This window comes from Streptomyces sp. Y1 (assembly GCF_041053115.1).
Taxonomy (GTDB): domain Bacteria; phylum Actinomycetota; class Actinomycetes; order Streptomycetales; family Streptomycetaceae; genus Kitasatospora; species Kitasatospora rubellomurina.
Genome location: NZ_CP163445.1, coordinates 2,744,494 through 2,760,655, shown reverse-complemented (window position 1 = coordinate 2,760,655; position 16,162 = coordinate 2,744,494). Strand labels below are relative to the sequence as shown.

11 protein-coding genes and 1 tRNA gene are annotated in these 16,162 nt (G+C 72.9%); 10 read left to right on the top strand and 2 right to left on the bottom strand.

Translation table 11 applies throughout. From position 1 onward, the window contains the following. Positions 1 to 8 precede the first annotated feature (8 nt). Positions 9 to 764 carry a TetR/AcrR family transcriptional regulator gene (locus AB2U05_RS11510; RefSeq protein WP_078859783.1) on the bottom strand — a complete coding sequence of 252 codons (756 nt, stop codon included), beginning with the start codon at positions 762 to 764 and terminating at the stop codon, positions 9 to 11. Positions 765 to 916: 152 nt separating this feature from the next. Here AB2U05_RS11510 and AB2U05_RS11505 point away from each other — a divergent pair, with 152 nt between their 5' ends. The 3 genes from AB2U05_RS11505 to AB2U05_RS11495 all read left to right on the top strand — a co-directional run bounded on the left by AB2U05_RS11505 (position 917) and on the right by AB2U05_RS11495 (position 5,558). Beyond that, positions 917 to 2,623 carry a DUF885 domain-containing protein gene (locus tag AB2U05_RS11505; RefSeq protein WP_369183149.1) on the top strand — a complete coding sequence of 569 codons (1,707 nt, stop codon included), beginning with the start codon at positions 917 to 919 and terminating at the stop codon, positions 2,621 to 2,623. Positions 2,624 to 2,877: 254 nt separating this feature from the next. Beyond that, positions 2,878 to 4,395: an MFS transporter gene (locus AB2U05_RS11500; protein ID WP_078859790.1), complete on the top strand. Its 1,518-nt coding sequence runs from the start codon at positions 2,878 to 2,880 to the stop codon at positions 4,393 to 4,395. A 173-nt stretch (positions 4,396 to 4,568) separates the two neighbouring features. Then, a complete protein-coding gene (locus tag AB2U05_RS11495; RefSeq protein ID WP_369183148.1) occupies positions 4,569 to 5,558 on the top strand; it encodes a serine protease in 990 nt (329 codons plus the stop codon). Positions 5,559 to 5,660: 102 nt separating this feature from the next. On the opposite strand, the gene AB2U05_RS11490 is transcribed toward AB2U05_RS11495, so the two are convergent. Further along, positions 5,661 to 5,732, bottom strand: a tRNA-Arg gene (locus tag AB2U05_RS11490). A gap of 192 nt (positions 5,733 to 5,924) precedes the next feature. Here AB2U05_RS11490 and AB2U05_RS11485 point away from each other — a divergent pair. The 7 genes from AB2U05_RS11485 (at position 5,925) to rho (ending at position 16,109) form a co-directional block, all read left to right on the top strand. Beyond that, positions 5,925 to 6,344, top strand: a complete 420-nt coding sequence (locus tag AB2U05_RS11485; RefSeq protein ID WP_045694773.1) for a response regulator — start codon at positions 5,925 to 5,927, stop codon at positions 6,342 to 6,344. An 84-nt stretch (positions 6,345 to 6,428) separates the two neighbouring features. Continuing rightward, on the top strand, positions 6,429 to 8,090 hold the full coding sequence (gene argS / locus AB2U05_RS11480) for an arginine--tRNA ligase (protein WP_045710741.1): 1,662 nt from the start codon (positions 6,429 to 6,431) through the stop codon (positions 8,088 to 8,090). A 91-nt stretch (positions 8,091 to 8,181) separates the two neighbouring features. Continuing rightward, a complete protein-coding gene (gene lysA, locus AB2U05_RS11475; protein ID WP_045694779.1) occupies positions 8,182 to 9,576 on the top strand; it encodes a diaminopimelate decarboxylase in 1,395 nt (464 codons plus the stop codon). A gap of 137 nt (positions 9,577 to 9,713) precedes the next feature. After that, a complete protein-coding gene (locus tag AB2U05_RS11470) occupies positions 9,714 to 11,006 on the top strand; it encodes a homoserine dehydrogenase (RefSeq protein WP_045694780.1) in 1,293 nt (430 codons plus the stop codon). A 9-nt stretch (positions 11,007 to 11,015) separates the two neighbouring features. After that, complete coding sequence (thrC, locus tag AB2U05_RS11465; protein ID WP_045694781.1) at positions 11,016 to 12,113, top strand: threonine synthase; 1,098 nt, start codon at positions 11,016 to 11,018, stop codon at positions 12,111 to 12,113. Positions 12,114 to 12,475: 362 nt separating this feature from the next. Further along, positions 12,476 to 13,414, top strand: coding sequence for a homoserine kinase (gene thrB / locus AB2U05_RS11460; protein WP_045694784.1), 939 nt, complete (start codon positions 12,476 to 12,478; stop codon positions 13,412 to 13,414). 580 nt (positions 13,415 to 13,994) lie between these two features. Continuing rightward, positions 13,995 to 16,109, top strand: coding sequence for a transcription termination factor Rho (gene rho, locus AB2U05_RS11455; RefSeq protein ID WP_369183147.1), 2,115 nt, complete (start codon positions 13,995 to 13,997; stop codon positions 16,107 to 16,109). Positions 16,110 to 16,162: the final 53 nt, after the last annotated feature.

The window sequence follows — 16,162 nt, the reverse complement described above, 5'->3', positions numbered from 1 at the left end:
TCCCGGACTCAGCTCCCGCCCAGCACCGCGCGCAGCCGCCCGGCCCGCTCCTCCTGCGGGCCCTCCAGCGCCAGCACCGCCGCCAGCACCTCGGCCGTCTGCGGGTCGTGCAGCGCCGTCGCCGCCGCCATCGCGGTGAACTGGTCCACCAGCCAGTCGCGCAGCCCGTCCACCGGCAGCGCGCGCCCCTCGTCCAGCCAGCTCAGCGACGCGCCCTCGACCACCGCGATCCACGAGCGGACCAGCAGCGTCAGCCGCGGCCCGGCCTCCCGGACCCCCAGGTGGCGCAGGGTCCGCTTGAGCGCCACCCGCCGGACGTCGTCGACGATCGCCGAGGTGCGGGCCGTCTCCACCACCGAACCGCCGCGCAGCAGCGCCGAGTAGCCGGCGTCGTGCTCGGCCACGAAGGCGAAGTAGCCGTCCAGGACGGCCGCCAGCTGCTCGGACGGCGTGCCCGCCGCCGGCACGGTGAACCGGCTGGTCAGCTCGTCCGCCGCGGTGCGCAGCGCGGCCTCGTACAGCTGCTGCTTGCCGCCCGCGAAGTAGCGGTAGACCAGCGGGCGGGACGCCCCGGCGGCCTCGGCGACGTCGTCCAGGCTCACCTCCTCCGGCGGCCGGGAGGCGAACAGCTCCAGGGCGACGGCGATCAGCTGCTCGCGGCGCTGCTGGACCGGCAGCCGCCGGTAGCCGCTGCGCCGCGGGCGCGGCTCGGGCGCGGTCGGGGCGGTGGCCGGGTCGTCTGCCGTGGTGGGGCGGGCTTTCATGGCGTCAGGGTAATGGGCATCGGGGCGATCCGGTCCTGTCTCCGCACGGTCGTTTCCGAATGGATGTTTGCGTCCGGTGAGGCGCCCCGGTCGATCGCCGCCCTTGATCGCCGGGGTCTTGCAATCGCCCGAGGCCACGCCATGATGTGCGGATGGCTGAAGAACCGATCACCTCCGGCGGCACCACCCCGCGCCGCATCGCCGACGACTACGTCCGCGAACTCGCCGAACTGGACCCGCTGATCGCGGTCTACCTCGGCGTCAATCCCGAGGACGACCGCCTGCCCGACCTCTCCCCGGCCGGCTCCGCCCGGCTGGCCGAGCTCGGCCGCCGCACCCTCGCCCGGCTCGACGAGGCCGAGCGGGGCGGCGCCGTCGAGGACGAGGCCGAGCGCCGCTGCGCCCGGCTGCTGCGCGAGCGGCTGACCGCCGAACTCGCCGTCCACGACGCGGGCGAGGACTACCGCTCGCTGCGCAACCTCGGCTCGCCGGTGCACAACGTGCGGGAGTGCTTCACGCTGATGGCCACCGGCACCGAGGCCGAGTGGCGGGTGGTCGCCGGCCGCCTGGCCCGGGTGCCGCTGGCGCTGGAGCAGTACCGGCAGACCCTGGCCGAGGGCATCGAGCGCGGCCTGCTCTCCGGCCCGCGCCAGGTGACGACCGTGGTCGGGCAGTTCGGCGACTGGCTGGAGGGGGAGGTCCCGGGCGGGTGGTTCGGGACGTTCGTCCAGGACGCCCCGGAGAGCCTGCGCGCCGAGCTGGACGGCCACGCGGTGGCCGCCGCCGAGGCGCTGGCCGCGCTGCGCGACTGGCTGCGCGACGTGTACGGGCCGGCGGCCGCCGACACCCCGGACCCGGTCGGCCGGGAGCGCTACGGCCGGTTCGTCCGCTACTGGACCGGCGCCGACCTCGACCTGGACGAGGCCTACGCCTGGGCCTGGAGCGAGTTCCACGACCTGCGCGCGCAGATGGAGGCCGAGGCGGAGAAGGTCCGCCCGGGCGTCGGCCCGATGGCCGCGATGAAGTGGCTGGAGTCGGACGGCCCGGCCATCGAGGGCTCCGACGCCGCCCGCGAGTACCTGCAGGGCCTGATGGACCAGGCGATCCGCGACCTCCAGGGCACCCACTTCGACCTGGCCGAGCCGATCACCCGGGTCGAGTCCAGGATCGCCCCGCCCGGCAGCGCCGCCGCGCCGTACTACACCCAGCCGTCGCTGGACTTCAGCCGCCCCGGCCGGACCTGGCTGCCGGTGCTCGGCGAGGAGCGCTTCCCGGTCTGGGACCTGGTCTCGACCTGGTACCACGAGGGCGTCCCGGGCCACCACTTGCAGCTCGCGCAGTGGGTGTACGTCGCCGACCGGCTCTCCACCTACCAGGTGACCCTCGGCGGGGTCAGCGCCAACATGGAGGGCTGGGCGCTGTACGCCGAGCGCCTGATGGACGAGCTCGGCTACCTCACCGACCCGGGCCACCGCCTCGGCTACCTCAACGCGCAGATGATGCGCGCGCTGCGGGTGATCGTCGACATCGGCATGCACGTCGGTCTGGACTTCCCCGCCGACTCCCCGTACCGCCCGGGCGAACCGGTCGCCCCGGACCACGCCCGGGAGTTCTTCGGCCTGTACTGCGGCCTGTCCGCCGACTTCCTGGACAGCGAGCTGGTCCGCTACCTGGGCCTGCCCGGCCAGGCGATCGGCTACAAGCTCGGCGAGCGCGCCTGGCTGCGCGGCCGGGCGGCGGCGCGGGCGGCGCACGAGGCGCGCGGCGCGGAGTTCGACCTCAAGGCCTGGCACATGGCGGCGCTGTCGCAGGGCTCGCTGGGGCTGGACGACCTGGTCGCGGAGCTGTCCGCGCTCTGACGACGGGCCGCGGGACCGGGCCCTGGACCTCCGCCGGAGGTCCCAGGGCCTGGTCCTTTTGTCCGAGAAAGGTCGATTTGGCAAGGTTTTTCCTTGCGATCCGTCCGGGACGGAGGTCGACTGGAAGGCGACTGCGTGACCTCTCCGCCCCCCAACGGAAGGCTCGACCAGTGTCTGCGCAACCCGCCACCGGTCATGAGGACGCGGACCGTCGCCGCTGGTGGGCGCTGGCCGTCATCGCCATCGCCCAGCTCATGATCGTCCTCGACATCACCATCGTGAACATCGCCCTGCCGTCCGCCCAGAAGGATCTCGGCATCTCGGACGCGGACCGGCAATGGGTGATCACCGCCTACACGCTCGCCTTCGGCGGCCTGCTGCTGCTCGGCGGGCGCCTCGGCGACCTCTTCGGCCGCAAGCGCGTCTTCACCGTGGGCCTGCTGGGCTTCGCGCTCGCCTCCGCCCTCGGCGGCGCCGCCGTCGACCCGTCCATGCTGTTCGGCGCCCGTGCCCTGCAGGGCGCGTTCGGCGCCCTGCTCGCGCCCTCCGCGCTGGGACTGCTCTCCACCACGTTCTCCGACCCGAAGGAACGCAGTACGGCCTTCGGCATCTTCGGCGCGATCGCCGCCGGCGGCGCCGCGATCGGCTTCATCACCGGCGGCCTGCTCACCGAGTACCTGAACTGGCGCTGGTGCCTGTTCGTGAACTCCCCGATCGCGGTGGCCACCGCCTTCGCCGCGTTCTCGGTGCTCCAGCGCGACCACATCGCCAAGGGCCGGCGGATCAAACTCGACCTGCCCGGGGCACTGCTCGGCTGCGGCGGCCTGCTCGCGATCGTCTTCGGCACCTCCGAGGCCGTCACCCGGGGCTGGAGCGACGGCCTGGTGATCGGCTCGCTGCTGCTGGGCGTGGCCCTGCTCGCGCTGTTCGTCCTGGTCGAAAAGCGCAGTTCGCACCCGCTGCTGCCGATCCACATCGTGGCCGACCGCAACCGCGGCGGCGGCGCGCTCGCGGTGGGCCTCGCCATGGTCGGCATGTTCGGCCTGTTCCTGTTCCTGACCTACTACCTGCAGGCCATCAAGCACTTCTCGCCGGTGGTCGCCGGCCTCTCCTTCCTGCCCATGACGGGCGCCATCGTGATCAGTTCGACCGGCTTCGCGGCCCGGCTGATGACCAGGGTGCCGTCCCGGAACCTGATCGGCCCCGGGCTGCTGCTCGCCGCCTGCGGCATGGCCTGGCTGACCCAGATGAAGGTCGACAGTCCGTGGGCCGCCATGGTGCTGCCCGCCGAACTGCTGCTCGGCTTCGGCATGGGCCTGGTCTTCATGCCGTCGATGAGCCTGGCCACCCTCGGGGTCGCCCCGAACGAGGCCGGCGCCGCCTCGGCGACCATCAACTCGGCCCAGCAGGTGGGCGGCTCCTTCGGCACCGCGCTGCTGAACACGATCGCGGCCAGCGCCACCGCGACGTACCTGGGCACCCGGCTCGCCTCCGACCCGGCGGTACGGGCCCAGGGCGCGGTGCACGGCTACGTGGTCGCGACCTGGGTCGCGATGGGCGTGCTGATCCTGGCGGCCCTGGTCGCCTTCGTGATGGTCGACCACCGGCCCGCCCCCGGCGAGGCCACCACCGTCCCGGGCGGGGCCGCCGCGGAGTCGGCCCAGCCGGCCCGGGAGGCCGCGACGCACCGGGCCCCGGCCGCCGCGGTGGACGGAAAGCCGACCGACAAGGCCCGCGCCGCCGCCCCATCGGATCGCCAACGGACGGGCTGAAAGCCACAGTTGGAGGAGGTGTCGACCCCGTTCGGAACGGGGTCGATACGCTTGCCCGGGGCCGGGTGACGTTTTTCTCATGACTCTCCAAGGCGCGAGTAACGCCCTTTGCAGGCGAACGCGTCATAGTCAGTGACCGGTACTCCACCGTTCGACGACAGGAGAGCAAGGCCATGGGTCAGCACCGCCGTCCGAAGGCGAGCCGCCGCGTGCTGGCCCCGACCCTGCTCACCGCCCTCTCGGCCGCCGCCGTCGCCGCGGTCGTGGTCGGCACCCACGGGCTGAGCCTGAACGACGCCTCGGCCGCCGGGAAGGCGGCCCGCAGCGCCCGGCCCGCGCTCACCGCCGCGCCGAGCACCACGCCGGCCCCGGCCCCGCCCGCGCCGGTCACCGCCCCCGCGCAGACCCCGAGCCCCACGCCGACCCCGACCGGGGCCGCCCCGACGCCGACCGACACCCCGGCCCCCGCCGACACCCCGAGCGCCACCCCCACCCCGAGCGGGCGCGGCGCCGTCCTGGGCACCACCGCCACCGCCCCCGGCGACGACCACGAGGCCGCCACGGTGGGCGCGCTGTTCCAGGGCTCGGTGACGGCCGGCAACCACTTCTGCACCGCCAGCGTGCTGCACAGCCCCACCGGCAACCTGCTGCTGACCGCCGCGCACTGCCTCACCAGCACCGACGGCGTCCTCTTCGCCCCCGGCTACCGCGACGGCAAGGCCCCGTACGGCACCTGGCAGGTCACCGCGATCCACACCACCGCCGACTGGTCCCAGAAGGGCGACGCGGACGAGGACTTCGCGATCCTGGAGACCGCCCCCAGCAACGGCCGCAAGGTCGAGGACGTGGTCGGCGGCAACAAGCTCGGCACCGACGAGCCGTTCGGCGCGACCGTCCGCCTGTACGGCTACCCGGGCGACACCGAGGAGCCCAGCCTCTGCACCAACACCACCGCCCAGCAGAGCACCTACCAGCGGGTCGTCCAGTGCCCGGCCTACCCGGCCGGCACCAGCGGCGGCCCGTGGATCAACACCGCGACCGGCGACGTGATCGGCGCCATCGGCGGCTACCAGCAGGGCGGCGAGAGCGACGACACCTCGTACAGCGCGTACTTCGACCACACCATCGCGTCCCTCTACTCCCAGGTCGAGGGCGCTGCCTGAGCCGCCCGGCGGGCGGGCGGCCGTCCGGCCCGGAACACGACGAAGGCCCAGATCCGTGGATCAACTCCACTGATCTGGGCCTCAGTTGCACTTCCTGCGAAGTGCCCCCGGTAGGATTCGAACCTACGCACCCGCCTCCGGAGGGCGGTGCTCTATCCCCTGAGCTACGGGGGCCTACTGGCCTCGTCGGCCGCTCGCGCTTCCGACGTCGAGAACACTACCAGGCTCCGGCCGTGCTCCGCGCACACGTTTCCCGAAGATCCAGTCGGGGCCCGGAAGATCGTCCGGGCGGGCGGCGGGAGGCAGAAGTGCCCAAAGGCCGGACGGGGCGGCGGGGCCGCCGATACCCTCGGTGAGGTGTCGGGAGTGTCCGGGCGGGTCCTCGTGGTGGACGACAGCGAGGTGATCCGCCAGCTGATCAGGGTCAACCTGGAGCTCGAAGGCTTCGAGGTGGTGACCGCGACCGACGGTGCCGAGTGCCTGGAGGTCGTCCGCCGGGTGAAGCCCGACGTGATCACGCTGGACGTGGTGATGCCGCGCCTGGACGGCCTGCGGACGGCGGCCCGGCTGCGCGCGACCCCGGACACCCGCGAGCTGCCGATCGCGATCGTCAGCGCCTGCACCCCGGCGGACCTCGACCTGGGGGAGACGGTCGGCGTGGACGGCTACCTCGGCAAGCCCTTCGACCCGGCCGACCTGGTGGCGCTGGTCCGGCGGCTGATGCGGCCGCAGGGGAGCCCCGGCGGGTTTCGCCCTGAGCGAACGGAGTACACGGATCGCGGCTGACAACCCGGGCGGGGCGGCGCGGCGCCGTCTCAACCGGTAAACCGGGTGGCGGGCGGGTACCCCGTCTCGCCTACGCTTGGCGTCGTGACCCCCGCAGACCTTTCCCAGGCAGTCCAGGCCGCAGTGAGCGCCGCCGTCGAGGCGGGCGAGCTGACCGTCGCCGTGCCCGAGCACGTGACGGTCGAGCGGCCCAAGAACCGGGACCACGGCGACTACGCGACGAACGTGGCCCTCCAGCTCGCCAAGGCGGCCGGCAAGCCGCCGCGAGCCGTCGCGGAGCTGCTGGCCGACCGCCTGCGAGGGATCACCGGCGTCGCCAAGGTCGACATCGCCGGTCCGGGCTTCCTGAACATCACCCTGGACACCGCCACCGCCGGTGCGCTCGCGCGCACCATCGTCGAGGCGGGCGAGGCCTACGGCCGCAACGAGGCCCTCAAGGGCCTGAAGATCAACCTGGAGTTCGTCTCCGCCAACCCGACCGGCCCGATCCACATCGGCGGCGTCCGCTGGGCGGCGGTCGGCGACTCGCTGGCGCGCGTGCTGCGGGCCTCCGGCGCCGACGTCACCACCGAGTACTACCTCAACGACGCCGGCGTGCAGATCACCAAGTTCGCCGCCTCGCTGCAGGCCGCCGCGAACGGCCGTGAGGTGCCGGAGGGCGGCTACGTCGGCGAGTACATCGTCGACATCGCCAAGGCGCTCACCGACGCGATCCCGGGCGTGCTCGACCTCTCCGAGGAGGAGCAGCTCCAGGTCTTCCGCACCGAGGGCCTGAAGCTCATGGTCGCCGAGATCAAGCGCTCGATGGACGAGTTCGGCACCCACTTCGACGTCTGGTTCTCCGAGAAGACGCTGCACGACTCCGGCGCCGTCGAGAAGGCCATCGACCGGCTGCGCGAGCAAGGCCACGTCTTCGAGCAGGACGGCGCGGTCTTCCTGCGCACCACCGACTTCGGGGACGACAAGGACCGCGTCCTGATCAAGGCGGACGGCGACAAGACCTACTTCGCCGCCGACGCCGCGTACTACCTGTCCAAGCGGGACCGCGGCGCCGAGGTCGCGCTCTACATGCTGGGCGCCGACCACCACGGCTACGTCAACCGCCTCAAGGCCATCTCGGCCTGCGCGGGCGACGACCTGAACCACAACATCGAGGTGAAGATCGGCCAGTTCGTGAAGATGCTTCGCGACGGCGAAGAGGTCCGCATGTCCAAGCGGGCCGGCAACATCATCACGATCGACGACGTGGTCGAGTGGATCGGCGTCGACGCCGCCCGCTACACCCTGGCGCGCTCGTCCACGGACTCGACGATCACGCTGGACATCAACATCCTGACCAGCCAGACCAACGAGAACCGGGTCTACTACGTCCAGTACGCCCACTCGCGGATGTGCGCCGTCCAGCGCAACGCCGACGAGCAGGGCATCACGCGCGGCACGGCCGAGGACTTCAAACCGGAGCTGCTGAGCACCGAGTGGGAGTCCGACCTGCTCGGCCACCTCGGCGAGTTCCCCCGCGTCCTGGCCGCGGCCGGCGAGCTGCGCGAGCCGCACCGCGTCGCCGTGTACCTGGAGGAGCTGGCGGCCAAGTACCACCGCTTCTACGACAACTGCCGGATCCTGCCGCGTGGCGACGAGGAGGTCACCGACCTCACGCGCGCCCGCCTCTGGCTGGCCGACGCGACGCGCACGGTCGTCGCCAACGGCCTCACGCTCCTGGGCGTGACGGCGCCCGAGCGGATGTAGGCACCACCCCCAAGCGCACAGCGGGGGCGGCTGACGGTCAACGGAGACCGTCGCCGCCCCTCGCCATAGGTCTCGAAGGACTGACGAGAGCATGAGTCGTTCCGCACACCCGGCAGGCCCCCGCCACGGCGACGTCCTGCCCGAGGGCCACTACCAGGCCCCGCCCGCCGACCTGAACGCGCTCGACCCCAAGGTCTGGTCGCGCACCGTCACCCGCGACGGCGAGGGCGTGGCCGTCGTCGGCGGCATCGACGTCAAGCGGCTGGCGGCCGAGTTCGGCACCCCGGCCTACGTGCTGGACGAGGAGGACTTCCGCTCCCGGGCCCGCGCCTGGCGGGAGGCCTTCGGCGCCGACGCGGACGTCTACTACGCCGGCAAGGCGTTCCTCTCCAAGGCGGTCGTGCGCTGGCTGTTCGAGGAGGGCCTGAACCTCGACGTGTGCAGCACCGGCGAGTTGGCGGTGGCGCTGGCCGCCGGGATGCCGCCGGAGCGGATCGCGCTGCACGGCAACAACAAGTCGGCGGACGAGCTGGAGCACGCGGTGAAGACCGGCGTGGGCCACATCGTGGTCGACTCCTACCAGGAGATCGAGCGGCTGGCCGCGATCGCCGCCCGGCACGGCGTGCGCCAGCAGGTGCTGATCCGGATCACCGTGGGCGTCGAGGCGCACACCCACGAGTTCATCGCGACGGCGCACGAGGACCAGAAGTTCGGCCTGTCGCTGAGCGGGGGAGCGGCCGCCGAGGCGGTGCGCCGGGTGCTCGCGCACGGCGACAGCCTGGAGCTGCGCGGCATCCACTCGCACATCGGCTCGCAGATCTTCGACATGGCCGGTTTCGAGGTGGCCGCCCGCCGGGTGGTCGGCCTGCTGGCCGGGATCCGCGACGAGCACGGCGTCGAGCTGCCCGAGATCGACCTCGGCGGTGGCCTCGGCATCGCCTACACCAGCGAGGACGACCCGCGCGAGCCGGCCGAGATCGCGGCCGCGCTGGCCGAGATCGTCCGCCGGGAGTGCGCCGGCGCGGGCCTGGCCGTCCCCCGGCTGAGCGTCGAGCCGGGCCGGGCGATCGTCGGCCCGACCATGTTCACGCTGTACGAGGTGGGCACCGTCAAGCCGCTGGAGGGCCTGCGCACCTACGTCAGCGTGGACGGCGGGATGTCGGACAACATCCGCACCGCGCTGTACGACGCCGAGTACTCGGTGGCGCTGGTGTCGCGCACCAGCGCGGCCGAGCCGATGCTGGTCAGGGTGGTCGGCAAGCACTGCGAGTCCGGCGACATCGTCGTCCGGGACGCCTTCCTGCCCGCCGACCTGGCCCCCGGCGACCTGATCGCGGTGCCCGCCACCGGCGCCTACTGCCGCTCGATGGCGAGCAACTACAACCACGCCCTCAAGCCCCCCGTGGTCGCCGTCGAGGGCGGCGCGGCCCGGGTGATCGTCCGGCGCGAGACGGAGGAGGATCTCCTGCGCCTGGATATCGGATGACGAAATTCTCGTCTCAGATCATGGAACGACCGTAGATCCGTGCGGAAAGTCCCCGAGACTGGTACGGACCGAAGTTTCCGGCGGCCCCGAGAATCCGCCGGAAACACCGAAGCACGATGAATGCAGAGCGGAGTCGGATGATGCGTACGCGCCCGCTGAAGGTGGCGTTGCTGGGTTGTGGTGTGGTGGGCTCCGAGGTGGCGCGCATCATGACGACGACGGCCGACGACCTCACGGCTCGCATCGGTGCTCCGGTCGAGCTCGCCGGGATCGCGGTCCGCCGGGCCGGCCGGGTCCGCCCCGGGGTGCCCGAGCACCTGATCACCACCGACGCCGAGGCCCTGATCAACCGGGGCGACATCGACGTCGTGGTCGAGGTGGTGGGCGGCATCGAGCCGTCCAAGTCCCTGATCCTGTCCGCCTTCAAGCAGGGCGCCTCGGTGGTCAGCGCGAACAAGGCGCTGCTCGCCCAGGACGGCACCGAGCTGCACGCCGCGGCCGCCGAGGCCGGGGTGGACCTGTACTACGAGGCCGCGGTGGCGGGCGCGATCCCGCTGCTGCGCCCGCTGCGCGAGTCGCTGGCCGGGGACAAGGTCGACCGGGTGCTGGGGATCGTCAACGGCACCACCAACTTCATCCTCGACAAGATGGACACCAGCGGCGCCGGCTACTCGGAGGCGCTGGAGGAGGCCACCGCGCTCGGCTACGCCGAGGCCGACCCGACCGCCGACGTGGAGGGCTTCGACGCCGCCGCCAAGGCCGCCATCCTGGCCGGCATCGCCTTCCACACCAAGGTGACCGCCGCGGACGTGTACCGCGAGGGCATCACCGAGGTGACCGCCGCCGACATCGCCTCGGCCAAGGAGATGGGCTGCGTCGTCAAACTGCTCGCGATCTGCGAGCGGGCCAAGGACGGCGAGTCGGTCACCGCCCGGGTCCACCCGGCGATGATCCCGCTCTCGCACCCGCTGGCCTCCGTCCGCGAGGCGTACAACGCGGTGTTCGTCGAGGCCGAGGCGGCCGGCCGGCTGATGTTCTACGGCCCGGGCGCGGGCGGCTCGCCGACCGCCTCCGCGGTGCTCGGCGACCTGGTCGCGGTCTGCCGCAACAAGCTCGCGGGCGCCACCGGCCCCGGTGACTCGGTGTACACCCGGCTCCCGGCCAAGCCGATGGGCGACGTCGTCACCCGCTACCACGTCAGCCTGGACGTGGACGACCGCGCGGGCGTGCTCGCCCAGGTGGCGTCCGTCTTCGCCGAGCACGGCGTGTCCATCGACACCGTGCGCCAGCAGGGCCGCGACGGCGACGCCTCGCTCGTCGTGGTCACCCACCGCGCCACCGACGCCGCGCTGTCGGCGACGGTCGACAAGCTCCGCGCGCTGGACAGCGTGCGGGACGTGGCCAGCATCATGCGGGTCGAAGGGGAATAAGGAACAGCCATGAACGCCGTTGCCGAGAACGTCGTCCGAGGCGCGCACACCCACCAGTGGCGCGGCCTGATCGAGGAGTACCGGGACCGCCTGCCGGTCACCGCGGCCACCCCGGTGGTCACCCTGCTGGAGGGCGGCACGCCGCTCGTCCCCGCCCAGGTGCTGTCCGAGCGCACGGGCTGCGAGGTCTACCTCAAGGTCGAGGGCGCCAACCCGACCGGCTCCTTCAAGGACCGCGGGATGACGATGGCCATCTCCAAGGCCAAGGAGGAGGGCGCGCAGGCCGTCATCTGCGCGTCCACCGGCAACACCTCGGCCTCCGCCGCCGCGTACGCGGTGCGGGCCGGGATGGTCTCCGCGGTGCTCGTCCCGCAGGGCAAGATCGCCCTCGGCAAGATGGGCCAGGCGCTGGTGCACGGCGCGAAGATCCTGCAGGTGGACGGGAACTTCGACGACTGCCTGACGCTCGCCCGCGAACTGTCCGAGAAGTACCCGGTGGCGCTGGTCAACTCGGTGAACCCGGTGCGGATCGAGGGTCAGAAGACGGCCGCGTTCGAAATCGTCGACATGCTCGGCGACGCCCCGGACATCCACGTCCTGCCGGTCGGGAACGCGGGCAACATCACGGCCTACTGGAAGGGCTACCGCGAGTACGCCACCGACCGGATGGCCACCCGCACCCCGCGGATGTGGGGCTTCCAGGCCGCCGGCTCGGCCCCGATCGTGGACGGCGCCCCGGTGCTGAAGCCGCAGACCATCGCCACCGCGATCCGGATCGGCAACCCGGCCTCCTGGGACTACGCGCTCGCCGCGCGGGACGAGTCCGGCGGCCTCATCGACAAGGTGACGGACCGTCAGATCCTGTCCGCCTACCGGCTGTTGGCCTCGCAGGAGGGCGTCTTCGTGGAGCCCGCCTCGGCCGCCTCGGTGGCCGGCCTGCTGGCCAAGGCGGAGGCCGGCCTGGTCGACCCGGGCCAGCGGATCGTCTGCACCGTCACCGGCAACGGCCTCAAGGACCCGGACTGGGCGGTGGCCGGCGCGCCGCAGCCGCAGGTCGTCCCGGTCGACCCGGAGGCCGCCGCGCGGCGCCTCGGCCTGCTCGACTGACCCGACTTCCCCCCACCCGGTACGGGGACTGACGGTTCGACGGGTCGACCCTTTCGGGGGTCGACCCGTCGACGTTCTCCGCTGACACTTTTGTGTCAATTCGGCGGCGCATTCCGATCCGATTTCCGGTCGCATTCCGGCCAGAAGCGGCAACACACCAGATCGAAGGCCCACGGGGTGTACCACTGGGGAACCTCTCTTCGATACTCTGGCTCCGGCCGTCTGGCACCTGCCCCGGGCTCGGCCTCACAGGGGCCGCGCCGACGACCGTGACCGCCCGCCCCGGAGGGGGCCTGCGGCTCCCCACCTCGCACCTGACGACGCGCTGAGCGCCGCCCGATTTCCCCAGGAGAGTCCACCGCATGGCCGGTCCTGCGTTCCGTGCCGCCGCCGTCCGGGTCAGGGTTCCCGCGACCAGCGCCAACCTCGGCCCGGGCTTCGACGCCTTCGGGCTCGCGCTGGGTCTGTACGACGACGTGGTCGTCCGGGTCGCCGACTCCGGACTCGCCGTCGACATCGCCGGGGAGGGCGCCGAGACGCTGCCGCGCGACGAGCGCCACCTGCTGGTCCGCTCGATGCGGGCCGCCTTCGACCGGCTCGGCGGCCAGCCGCGCGGCCTCGAAGTGGTCTGCGCCAACCGGATACCGCACGGCCGTGGCCTGGGCTCCTCCTCCGCCGCGATCTGCGCCGGCATCGTGGCCGCCCGGGCCGTCACCATCGGCGGCCCGTCCGCGCTCGACGACGACGCGCTGCTGGCCCTCGCCTCCGAGCTGGAGGGCCACCCGGACAACGTCGCGGCCTGCCTGCGCGGCAACTTCACCATCGCGTGGACCGAGGAGGAGACGGCGAAGGCGGTCGCGCTGGAGCCCTCCGAGCAGGTCGTCCCGGTGGTGTTCGTCCCGGCCGGCGCGGTGCTCACCGAGACCGCCCGCGGCCTGCTGCCGAAGACCGTCCCGCTGGCCGACGCCGCCGCCAACGCCGGCCGTTCCGCGCTGCTCGTGGAGGCGCTGACCAGGCGCCCCGAGCTGCTGCTCGCCGCCACCGAGGACCGGCTGCACCAGGACTACCGCTCCTCCGCGATGCCGGACAGCGCCGCCCTGGTCGGCGCGCTGCGCGCGGAGGGCGTCCCGGCGGTCATCTCCGGGGCCGGCCCGACCGTCCTCGCGCTCACCGACGAGGCCGGCGTCGACAAGGTGCTCTCCTTCGCCGGGCACCACGGCCACGGCGGCGACCCGGCGTTCGCCGCGCACCGCCTGAACGTCGACCGCGCCGGGGCCACCGTGCTCCCGCTGGACGTCTGAGCTGCCGGTCACGGCCCGGCGCGAGCCGGGCCGTCCGGACACGATTGGCAAGGGCAAGGCCGGGGAATGTCTGAGGGGGTCGGTAGTGTTAACCTCATTGCTGCACCAGGTGCCCTCCGGGGCTCGGTGCGCCGCGTCCCGATCCCAGCACTCCACTGCCGTGGAGTCCAGGCGATGCCCGGGGCGACGATTCTCCGGGAGCCCACCGCAGCGCGTACGCAGCCTGCCTGCGCGACATGCGGTCGCATCCCGAAGCCGTGACGGCACCTGACTCCCACCCGCGGCCTCCCCACTGGAGGCCAGGACGGGCGGAGCGCGGGCCACCGTCACGCGACGGGGGCCCGGGATTCACAGGCAGCGTGGGGGCGCAACGCCCTCAGGGGAGGTCGACACCGACCGGCCCACCGCGCCACTCAGCACCACCGTGCTTCACGCACCGCACCTCCCAGCTCTCCCTCGACGGGCTCCCGCCATTCGAGGGGATCACCGCCTCGGACCGACGCAGTCGAGCGTTGGTCAGGACAGCACAACCGGTCGCCGAGCCAGACAGGCCGACGTCCGCTCCAGGGAAGGACCCTTAGTGAGCGACTCCACCGATCTGATGGGCGCGCGCCCGGACGCAGAGGCGTCCGACGCGGCCGCCGCACCCGCTGCCCCGGCGCGGCGCCGCCGCAGCGCCGCCGCGGGCCTGGACGGCATGGTCCTGGCCGAGCTGCAGAAGCTCGCCGCGGACCTGGGCATCACCGGTACCGGACGCATGCGCAAGAGCCAGCTGATCGAGACCATCAAGGAGAAGAGCGGCGGGGACCCGCTGCTCGCCGCCGGTGGCGCCCCGGCCGCCAAGCGCACCGCCGCGAAGGCGGACGCCGAGGTCACCGAGAAGCCGGCCCGCCGCACCAAGGCCGCCGCTGCCGCCGAGGCCCCGGCCGCCGCCGAGTCGCAGGCCCAGCAGGCCGCCCAGATCGACATCCCGGTCCAGGCCGCCGCCGAGACCGCCGCGCCGGCCCGTGCCGAGCGCCCCCGCCGCCGTGCCACCTCGGCCGCCGGCGCCCCGACCGCCGAGGCCGTCGCCGCCGCCGGTGCGGACGCCGCCGTCGTGGTCGCCGAGACCAAGCAGGCCGAGGCCCGCCCGGCCGAGACCCGTGCCTTCGAGGGCCGCGAGGAGGGTCGCGAGACCCGTCGCGACCGCCGTGAGCGCCGCGAGCGCGGCGACCGCACCGAGCGTACGGACCGCACCGAGCGCCAGGACGGCGGCGACGCCGGCCAGGACGGCGAGGGCCGCGAGTCCCGCCGCGACCGCCGCAACCGCCGCGAGCGCGCCGACCGCCAGACCCAGCAGGGCGGCCAGCAGCAGGGCGGCCAGGGCGACGGCCAGCAGCGCCGCGAGGCCGGCCAGCAGGCCGCGCAGCAGCAGCCGCAGGCCCAGCAGGGCGGCTACGACGACGACGAGTTCGGCGAGGGCCGCCGGGGCCGTCGCGGCCGCTACCGCGACCGCCGTGGCCGTCGCGGCCGTGACGGCTTCGAGGCCGCCGGCCCGGTCGAGCCGCAGATCGGCGAGGACGACGTCCTGATCCCGGTCGCGGGCATCCTCGACATCCTCGACAACTACGCGTTCGTGCGCACCTCCGGCTACCTGCCGGGCCAGAACGACGTCTACGTCTCGCTCGCCCAGGTCCGCAAGAACGGCCTGCGCAAGGGCGACGCCATCACCGGTGCGGTGCGCCAGCCCCGCGAGGGCGAGCGCCGCGAGAAGTTCAACGCCCTGGTGCGGCTGGACTCCGTCAACGGCATGGACCCGGAGAGCGGCCGCGGCCGCTCCGAGTTCAACAAGCTGACCCCGCTGTACCCGCAGGAGCGGCTGCGCCTGGAGACCGACCCGGGCGTGCTGACCACCCGGATCATCGACCTGGTGTCGCCGATCGGCAAGGGCCAGCGCGGTCTGATCGTCGCGCCGCCGAAGACCGGCAAGACCATGGTGCTGCAGGCGGTCGCCAACGCGATCACCCACAACAACCCCGAGTGCCACCTGATGGTCGTCCTGGTCGACGAGCGTCCGGAAGAGGTCACCGACATGCAGCGGTCGGTGAAGGGCGAGGTCATCTCCTCGACCTTCGACCGCCCGGCGGAGGACCACACCACCGTCGCCGAGCTGGCCATCGAGCGCGCCAAGCGCCTGGTCGAGCTGGGCCACGACGTGGTCATCCTGCTGGACTCGATCACCCGCCTGGGCCGCGCCTACAACCTGGCGGCGCCGGCCTCCGGCCGCATCCTGTCCGGTGGTGTCGACTCGACCGCGCTGTACCCGCCGAAGAAGTTCTTCGGCGCCGCGCGCAACATCGAGAACGGCGGCTCGCTGACCATCCTGGCCACCGCGCTGGTCGAGACCGGCTCGCGCATGGACGAGGTGATCTTCGAGGAGTTCAAGGGCACCGGCAACATGGAGCTCAAGCTCGACCGGAAGCTCTCGGACAAGCGCATCTTCCCGGCCGTCGACGTGGACGCCTCCAGCACCCGCAAGGAGGAGATCCTGCTCGGCAGCGAGGAGCTGGCCATCGTCTGGAAGCTGCGCCGGGTGCTGCACGCGCTCGACTCGCAGCAGGCGATCGAGCTGCTGCTGGACAAGATGAAGCAGACCAAGAGCAACGCCGAGTTCCTGATGCAGATCGCCAAGACCACCCCCGGCTCCGGCGACTGACCGTAGCCGGACGGCTGTCGGACACCGAACCCCGGATCGCGCGAGCGGTCCGG

Coding starts and splice junctions, on each gene's coding strand:
- AB2U05_RS11510 (WP_078859783.1), bottom strand. CDS start 764: ATGAAAGCCCGCCCCACCACGGCAGACGACCCGGCCACCGCCCCGACC.
- AB2U05_RS11505 (WP_369183149.1), top strand. CDS start 917: ATGGCTGAAGAACCGATCACCTCCGGCGGCACCACCCCGCGCCGCATC.
- AB2U05_RS11500 (WP_078859790.1), top strand. CDS start 2,878: ATGATCGTCCTCGACATCACCATCGTGAACATCGCCCTGCCGTCCGCC.
- AB2U05_RS11495 (WP_369183148.1), top strand. CDS start 4,569: ATGGGTCAGCACCGCCGTCCGAAGGCGAGCCGCCGCGTGCTGGCCCCG.
- lysA (WP_045694779.1), top strand. CDS start 8,182: ATGAGTCGTTCCGCACACCCGGCAGGCCCCCGCCACGGCGACGTCCTG.
- AB2U05_RS11470 (WP_045694780.1), top strand. CDS start 9,714: ATGATGCGTACGCGCCCGCTGAAGGTGGCGTTGCTGGGTTGTGGTGTG.
- thrC (WP_045694781.1), top strand. CDS start 11,016: ATGAACGCCGTTGCCGAGAACGTCGTCCGAGGCGCGCACACCCACCAG.
- thrB (WP_045694784.1), top strand. CDS start 12,476: ATGGCCGGTCCTGCGTTCCGTGCCGCCGCCGTCCGGGTCAGGGTTCCC.